We start from the raw sequence: 7,595 nt of genomic DNA, 5'->3' as shown, positions 1-7,595 counted from the left end.
CCTCTCAGGAACTCGCGGCCAATCCTTCTGGCAAGATTTCTTTCTCATGAAAAAAGGCACCATACTGTCTGGATATCCAGTAGTATAGCGCCTTTTCGGGCCGGGCCAAGCCGTTCAGATCCACTTTAAGTGAACGGCTTGAGGCTAACCTTCGGTTTTTTGTTTGAGCACCAGATTACTTGACCGGCGTGTTGAGCACATCCAATACATCTTCCAGTTCCGTGATCATCTGCCGGATCAGCTGCTTGTATTGGGAGGTATCATCCTTTACCTCGTGGCTGCTCAGCTTCTGCTTGGCGCCGCCGATGGTGTAACCCTGATCATACAACAGACTGCGAATCTGGCGGATGGTAATGACATCGGCACGCTGATAGTAGCGGCGGTTGCCACGGCGCTTGACCGGAGAAAGCTGCGGGAACTCCTGCTCCCAGTATCTGAGTACGTGCGCTTTTACAGCGCAAAGCTCTGCAACTTCACCGATGGTGAAATAACGTTTACCCGGTATCGTGGGTAATTCGTTGTTATGACTGGGTTCCAGCATACGCTTCTACTTTCTGTTTTAGTTTTTGTCCCGGGCGGAACGTAACAACACGCCGTGCACTGATCGGAATTTCCTCACCGGTTTTCGGGTTCCGTCCCGGCCGCTGCTTCTTGTCACGTAGATCAAAGTTGCCATAGCCAGACAACTTCACCTGTTCGTTATGACTGAGAGCGCCTCTGATCTCATCGAAAAAAGCTTCTACCATTTCCTTGGCTTCACGTTTGTTGAGACCCAATTCCTCGTACAAGCGCTCTGCCATCTCCGCTTTCGTCAATGCCGCCATCTGCTAACTCCTCAGTGTTGCCCCCAGCTCTTCGCGCAGTGCGTCGATCACACCGTTGAAGAGCGAATGCACCTCTTCTTCATTTAGTGTGCGTTCGGGATGCTGCCAGAACAGACTGAGAGCAAGGCTTCGGTTGCCTTCACCCAGGCTTTCACCTTCATAAACATCAAACGCACGCAAAGCTGTGAGGTGCTCACCGGCGCGCTTTTTCGCGACACGCTCGACGTCTGCAAACCCCACGTCGCCTCCAATAATGATAGCCAAATCCCGCCGAACTTCAGGGAATTTTGAAATATCTTTGAAATTAGGCACATATCCAGAAACGACCGAATTCAAGAATAGCTCAAACATCAGGATCGTGCCATTAAGTTCCAGTTTTTTCTGAACTTGTGGGTGCAATGTGCCCATCCAGCCTACATGTTCTCCGTCCCGGATCAGTTCCGCCGTCTGGCCCGGGTGCAGCGCGGGGTGCTGACTGGCGAGGAACTGCACTTCAATGCCAAGGAGCTGGAACAGAACCTCCAGTTCGCCTTTTACATCAAAGAAATCGGCATTTCTGCGACCGTTGGCCCAGTTTTCAGGCAACTGACCGCCGGCGACCACACCCGAGAGCATGGGCTGTTGATCAATCCGATCGCCATCCTTGATGAACCGGAGCCCGGTTTCGAATAGCCGGATTCGCGGCTGCTGCCGATTCTGGTTATAAGCCACCGTTTTCAGAAGTCCGCTCCACAGACTGCTACGCATCACCGACAGATCCGACGAAATCGGGTTGGCCAGCGCAATACCATCCCGCTCCGGATCAATCAGGTTTTGTACTTTCGGATCAACAAAGCTGTAGGTAATCGCTTCCTGGTATCCACACGCCACAAAATAGTTCTGGATCGCCGATACCGGGCGGACGGCCTCTTCCTGCGGGCGAAGGCCCAGTGAGCCTGTGGGCTCGGTGACCGGCAGGTTGTTGTAGCCGTATATCCGTCCAATTTCCTCGATCAGGTCCTCTTCAATACTGATATCCGGTCGAAAACTCGGCACGTGCACGCGCCAACCATCCTTCAACAGCTTGTCGATGTGCAACCCCAGACGAGTCAGAATCTCTTCTACCGTCGTGCGGTCAATCTCCAGCCCCAACACGTCGGCAACACGCGTCTCCCGAAGGTCCACCGTGCGGTCTTCAGGCAGGTCCTGCTTACTGACAACTTCAACAATATTCCCCGGCTCGCCACCGACAATAGACATCAGCAGTGCCGTTGCACGCTCCATGGCATCGCGGGCAAGCTCGTAGTCCACGCCCCGCTCAAAACGATGTGACGCGTCCGTATGAAGGCCATAATGGCGCGCTTTACCCGCCAGAGTGATCGGATCAAAGTACGCTGCCTCAAGGATCAGGTCGCGGGTTCGTTCACTAACTCCGGAATGCTCGCCCCCCATCACACCGGCAATCGCTATGGGCTTGGCGTGATCCGCGATAACCAGGGTATCCTTGGTCAGTTCCACTTCCTGACCATCCAGCAATACCAATTTTTCACCCTGCGCTGCCCGGCGCACAACGATACCGCCCTCAATTTCCTTCCGGTCAAACGCATGCAGAGGCTGCCCCAACTCCAGCATCACGTAGTTGGTCACGTCCACGGCTGCGTCAATAGAGCGGACGCCTGAGCGGCGCAGCTTTTCCTGCATCCACAATGGGGATTCAATACTCAGGTCTACATTGCGCAGGATTCGCCCCAGGTACCGGGGGCAACCTTCGGGGTCTTTCACTGCGATGTCAGGCACTTCTGAGTGCACTGCTTCCACGGGGAGAATTTCCGGGCCCTCAACCACAAGGCTGTTCAGAACCCCAACTTCCCGGGCAATCCCTTTGATCGACAGGCAATCACTGCGATTCGGTGTCAGGTCCACATCGATGGTGACGTCGTTCAACTTGAGAAACTCACTCAACTCCTGACCTACCGGTGCATCGTCCGGCAACTCCATCAGGCCATCATGGCTGTCAGAAAGGCCAAGCTCTGACTCTGAGCACAGCATTCCTTCCGAGGGCTGCCCACGCAGCTTGGCCTTCTTGATCTTGAAATCACCCGGCAACACGGCCCCGACAACGGCAAAGGGTACTTTCAGACCGTCACGAACATTGGGCGCACCGCAAACAACCTGAACGGTTTCCGTGCCATTACGGACCTGACAGACCCGAAGCTTATCCGCATCGGGATGAGGGGATACCGACACAACCTCACCCACAACAATGCCACTGAACTTGCCGGCTACCGGCTCAAATCCGTCAACTTCCAGACCCGCCATGGTGATCTGATCCATCAATGCCTGGGTACCATTCGCCGGATTGACCCATTCCCGTAGCCACTGCTCACTGAATTTCATGGTATCTGCCTTGTCCTGATGCGGTGTTGCCTGTTAGTTCGTTTACCTTGATGGCGTGTTCAACGGAACTGCCGCAGAAAGCGGAGATCGTTCTCGAAGAACATGCGCAGGTCATTCACGCCATAGCGAAGCATGGCAAGACGCTCGACACCCAGACCAAACGCAAAGCCACGGTATTCCTCAGCGTCGATACCGCAATGCTCGAACACTTTGGGGTGAACCATGCCGCAGCCCATGACTTCCAGCCATTTGATGCTGCCATCCTCTTCGCGCCCCCACTCGATATCCACCTCGGCGGACGGCTCTGTGAACGGGAAATAGGATGGGCGGAATCGCACTTCCAGGTCGCGTTCGAAGAACACCCGTAGAAACTCCTCAACGGTGCTCTTCAAGTCCGCAAAGCTAACATCTTTCTCGACCAACAGCCCTTCCACCTGGTGAAACATGGGCGTGTGGGTCATATCCGAATCGCAGCGATAGACGCGGCCGGGGCAAATCATCCGAAACGGTGGCTTGCCATCTGCCATGGTGCGAATCTGAACCGGTGAGGTGTGGGTTCGCAACAATGTGCCGGGATTGAAGTAAAACGTGTCGTGCATGGCACGGGCCGGATGGTGGCCGGGAATGTTAAGAGCTTCGAAGTTGTGATAGTCGTCTTCGATTTCCGGCCCCTGCTCCACGGTATAGCCCGCGCGGGAGAAAAATTGCTCAATGCGCTGAAGGGTGCGGGTAACTGGATGCAGCCCCCCCAGGTCCTGGCCTCGCCCGGGAAGCGTCACATCAATGGATTCACTGGCGAGTTTCTGCTCAATGGCGGCGCGCTCAAGGTCCGTGCGGCGGGCGTTGATGGCCTGCTCCACCTGCCCCTTGGCTTCATTGATCTTCTGGCCAGCGGCAGGGCGCTCCTCCGCAGACAGCTTGCCCAGTGTCTTCGCCTGCTGGGTGATCACACCCTTCTTGCCAAGGTATTCAACACGAATCTGATCCAGTGCCTGCAAACTGTCGGCACTTTCAACCGCCGCCAGGCCGTCCTGAACGAGTTGATCCAGGTTTTCCATTGACCCTGCTCCAATCCAGAAATGGAATCACTCTAAACAAAAATAGGGGAAGAGCGCGCCCTTCCCCTATCAGAAGGCGTCTTCATGAACTCATGGAGACGCCTGAATCGATCGGTTAACCGATGAAAGAGCTAAGCGATCACAGAGACGCTTTGGCCTTCTCAACAACAGCGGTAAACGCCTGCTGCTCGTTCATGGCCAGGTCGGCCAGAACTTTACGGTCGATCTCAACATTGGCCTTCTTCAGGCCAGCAATCAGACGGCTGTATGACAGGCCGTTGGCACGGGCGCCAGCATTGATACGGGCAATCCACAGTGCGCGGAACGAGCGCTTACGGTTACGACGGTCACGGTAAGCGTACTGACCGGCCTTGATAACCGCCTGTTTGGCTACGCGGAAGACGCGACTACGCGCTCCGTAATAACCCTTGGCCTGACTGAGAATCTTTTTATGACGACGGCGTGCAACCACACCACGTTTTACGCGAGGCATACGTTAATCCTTCTACCTTTAAACCTGAAAAGAAATGATTAGCGGCTGAATCAGCACGCCGTCATACGCTTGATTGAAGCCACGTCGGACTTGGCAATCAGCTTGGTACCACGAAGCTGACGCTTACGCTTCGGGCTCTTCTTGGTCAGGATGTGACTGGTGAAGGATTGCTTATGCTTGAAGCCAGTCGCGGTCTTCTTGAACCGCTTGGTGGCCCCGCTTTTGGTTTTCATCTTGGGCATTTTTAAAACTCCGCATTCTGTTTTTAAGTGATATCAATGTGCCCCTGAACGACAAATCCCCCGCGACCGCGGGGGATCAGCACCGGATCAGGTTCACTTCTTTTTACGGGGGGCCACAACCATGGTCATCTGGCGGCCTTCCATTTTCGGCCGCTGTTCTACCTGGGCAAGCTCTTCAATATCCACTTCGATCCTGTTCATGAGCTTCATACCAATTTCCTGGTGTGCCATCTCACGCCCACGGAAGCGGATAGTGATTTTGCCGCGGTCCCCGTTTTCAAGGAAACGTACCAGGTTGCGTAGTTTGACCTGATAATCCCCTTCTTCAGTTCCTGGTCGGAACTTAAGCTCTTTGACCTGCGTCTGCTTCTGCTTTTTCTTGGCAGCCGCTTTGGCCTTCTTCTCATCGAAGATTTTCTTGCCGTAGTCCATTATCTTACAGACGATCGGATCGGAATCCGTAACCTGAACCAGGTCAAGAGACACTTCTTCAGCCTGCTTGAGTGCATCTTCAATCGGTACGACACCGACCTGATTGCCTTCGGCATCGATCAGACGGACTTCAGTTGCGTCAATGTTCTCATTGATCGGCGCTTTTGGAGTGCGCCCCCGATTCGCTCGCTGTTTAATAATCAGATCTCCGTTTTGGTTCTGCCTTTGCGATTGATTTCGTCAGCCATCAGCTGCTCAAACGCTTCCAGCGATAAAGTTCCCAGATCCTCACCCTTGCGGGTTCTCACCGCAACGGCGTTGTTTTCAACTTCTTTGTCGCCGATTACAACAAGGAAGGGAACTTTGTTAATAGTATGCTCGCGGATTTTAAAGCCGATCTTCTCGTTTCTCAAGTCAGCATTAACCCTATAGCCAAGGGAATCCCACTTTTTCGCAAGATTCTGGCAATAATCCCGCTGATTGTCGGTAATATTCAGCACCGCGATCTGCGTTGGCGCAAGCCATGTCGGGAAAGCGCCCTCGTATTCCTCGATCAGAATACCAATAAAGCGCTCGAACGAGCCAAGAACCGCCCGGTGCAACATCACCGGCGTCTTACGCTCGGAATTATCGGCTACATATTGGGCACCCAGCCGTCCCGGCATGGAAAAATCGACCTGAATGGTACCACATTGCCACACCCGACCGATGCAGTCTTTCAACGAAAACTCGATTTTCGGACCATAAAAGGCGCCCTCACCCGGCAAAAGCTCCCAATCGACGCCTTCCCGGTTCAATGCTTCTTCCAGCGCAGCTTCCGCCTTGTCCCAGACTTCGTCCGAGCCAACCCGCTTTTCAGGACGGGTTGAGAGCTTGTAAAGAATCTCCGTAAACCCGAAATCCGCATAAATCTCGTGGAGCATGCCGATAAAGTCAGACACTTCCTGCTGAATGGCATCCTCTTCGCAGAAAATGTGGGCATCGTCCTGGGTAAACCCGCGAACCCGCATCAAACCGTGCAAGGCACCCGATGCTTCGTTACGGTGACAGGAACCGAATTCGGCCAGACGTAGAGGCAGGTCCTTGTAGCTTTTCAGGCCCTGGTTGAAAACCTGCACATGGCAAGGACAGTTCATCGGCTTGATGGCGTAATCGTGCTTCTCGGACTCCGTGGTAAACATGTCGTCCTTGAACTTGTCCCAATGTCCGGACTTTTCCCAAAGCGCCCTGGAAACCACCTGCGGTGTCTTGATTTCCTGATAACCATGCTCATGCTGCTTACGGCGCATGTACTGCTCGATCTCCTGATACAGGGACCAGCCGTCCGGATGCCAGAACACCATGCCCGGAGCCTCTTCCTGCATGTGGAACAGACTCAGCTTCTTGCCGATCTTGCGGTGGTCGCGCTTCTCGGCCTCTTCCAGGCGATGCAGATAGGCCTTCAGGTCCTTCTTGTTGCCCCAGGCGGTGCCGTACACCCTCTGCAACTGCTCGTTGCTGGTATCACCGCGCCAGTAGGCACCGGCGACCTTGGTCAGCTTGAAGGCCTTGAGCTTGCCGGTGTTGGGCACGTGAGGGCCACGACACAGATCGATAAAGTCACCCTGGCGGTAGAAGGATAGATCCTCCTCGCCGGGAATATCCTCAATGATGCGAACCTTGTATTCCTCACCCATCCCATCAAACAGACGGACGGCTTCGTCACGGGACATGACCGATCGGGACACCGGGATATCCTGCTTGGCCAACTCTTCCATGCGCTTTTCGATCCGGCTCAGATCTTCGTTGGTAAACGGCCGGTCGAATTTGAAATCGTAATAGAACCCGTTATCCACAACCGGGCCAATGGTCACCTGGGCGGAAGGAAACAGCTCCTTCACCGCCATGGCCAGGAGATGCGCCGTGGAGTGGCGGATAATGTCGACGCCGTCTTCATCACGCTCGGTGACAATGGCAAGCTCAGCGTCTTCTTCAATCGGAAAACTGGTATCAACCAACTTGCCATTCACTCGGCCGGCAATGGCGGCCTTGGCAAGCCCGGCACCAATGTCTGCGGCGACATCGTGAACGGTAACAGATTCGGCAAAACTGCGGTGGCTGCCATCCGGCAGGGTAACAACAGGCATAGTAGGCTCCCAGGGACTCAGAGGTGATCCGTACCAAAGACCAC

8 protein-coding genes are annotated in these 7,595 nt (G+C 54.4%); all 8 read right to left on the bottom strand.

Annotation, left to right across the window (positions count from 1 at the left end; translation table 11 throughout):
* Positions 1-175: 175 nt before the first annotated feature.
* Positions 176-541, bottom strand: coding sequence for a MerR family transcriptional regulator (locus AC13D2_RS17720; protein WP_036204624.1), 366 nt, complete (start codon positions 539-541; stop codon positions 176-178).
* The gene (gene ihfA, locus AC13D2_RS17715; RefSeq protein ID WP_292048557.1) at positions 522-824 is read right to left on the bottom strand and encodes an integration host factor subunit alpha; all 303 of its coding nucleotides are present in this window, start codon (positions 822-824) and stop codon (positions 522-524) included. Before ihfA ends, AC13D2_RS17720 begins: the two co-directional genes overlap by 20 nt.
* Before the next feature lie 3 nt (positions 825-827).
* Entirely contained in the window at positions 828-3,200 is a 2,373-nt protein-coding gene (gene pheT / locus AC13D2_RS17710; protein ID WP_292048558.1) for a phenylalanine--tRNA ligase subunit beta, read from the bottom strand.
* A gap of 59 nt (positions 3,201-3,259) precedes the next feature.
* On the bottom strand, positions 3,260-4,258 hold the full coding sequence (gene pheS / locus AC13D2_RS17705) for a phenylalanine--tRNA ligase subunit alpha (protein WP_292048559.1): 999 nt from the start codon (positions 4,256-4,258) through the stop codon (positions 3,260-3,262).
* A 139-nt stretch (positions 4,259-4,397) separates the two neighbouring features.
* Complete coding sequence (gene rplT / locus AC13D2_RS17700) at positions 4,398-4,751, bottom strand: 50S ribosomal protein L20 (RefSeq protein WP_007151841.1); 354 nt, start codon at positions 4,749-4,751, stop codon at positions 4,398-4,400.
* 50 nt (positions 4,752-4,801) lie between these two features.
* On the bottom strand, positions 4,802-4,993 hold the full coding sequence (rpmI, locus tag AC13D2_RS17695) for a 50S ribosomal protein L35 (RefSeq protein ID WP_007151842.1): 192 nt from the start codon (positions 4,991-4,993) through the stop codon (positions 4,802-4,804).
* A gap of 93 nt (positions 4,994-5,086) precedes the next feature.
* Entirely contained in the window at positions 5,087-5,629 is a 543-nt protein-coding gene (gene infC / locus AC13D2_RS17690) for a translation initiation factor IF-3 (protein ID WP_300498735.1), read from the bottom strand.
* Complete coding sequence (gene thrS / locus AC13D2_RS17685) at positions 5,626-7,551, bottom strand: threonine--tRNA ligase (protein ID WP_482938957.1); 1,926 nt, start codon at positions 7,549-7,551, stop codon at positions 5,626-5,628. Before thrS ends, infC begins: the two co-directional genes overlap by 4 nt.
* Positions 7,552-7,595 lie beyond the last annotated feature (44 nt).

It is taken from the genome of Marinobacter sp. B-12, assembly GCF_056857915.1.
This window is presented reverse-complemented; position numbering and strand designations above follow the sequence as displayed.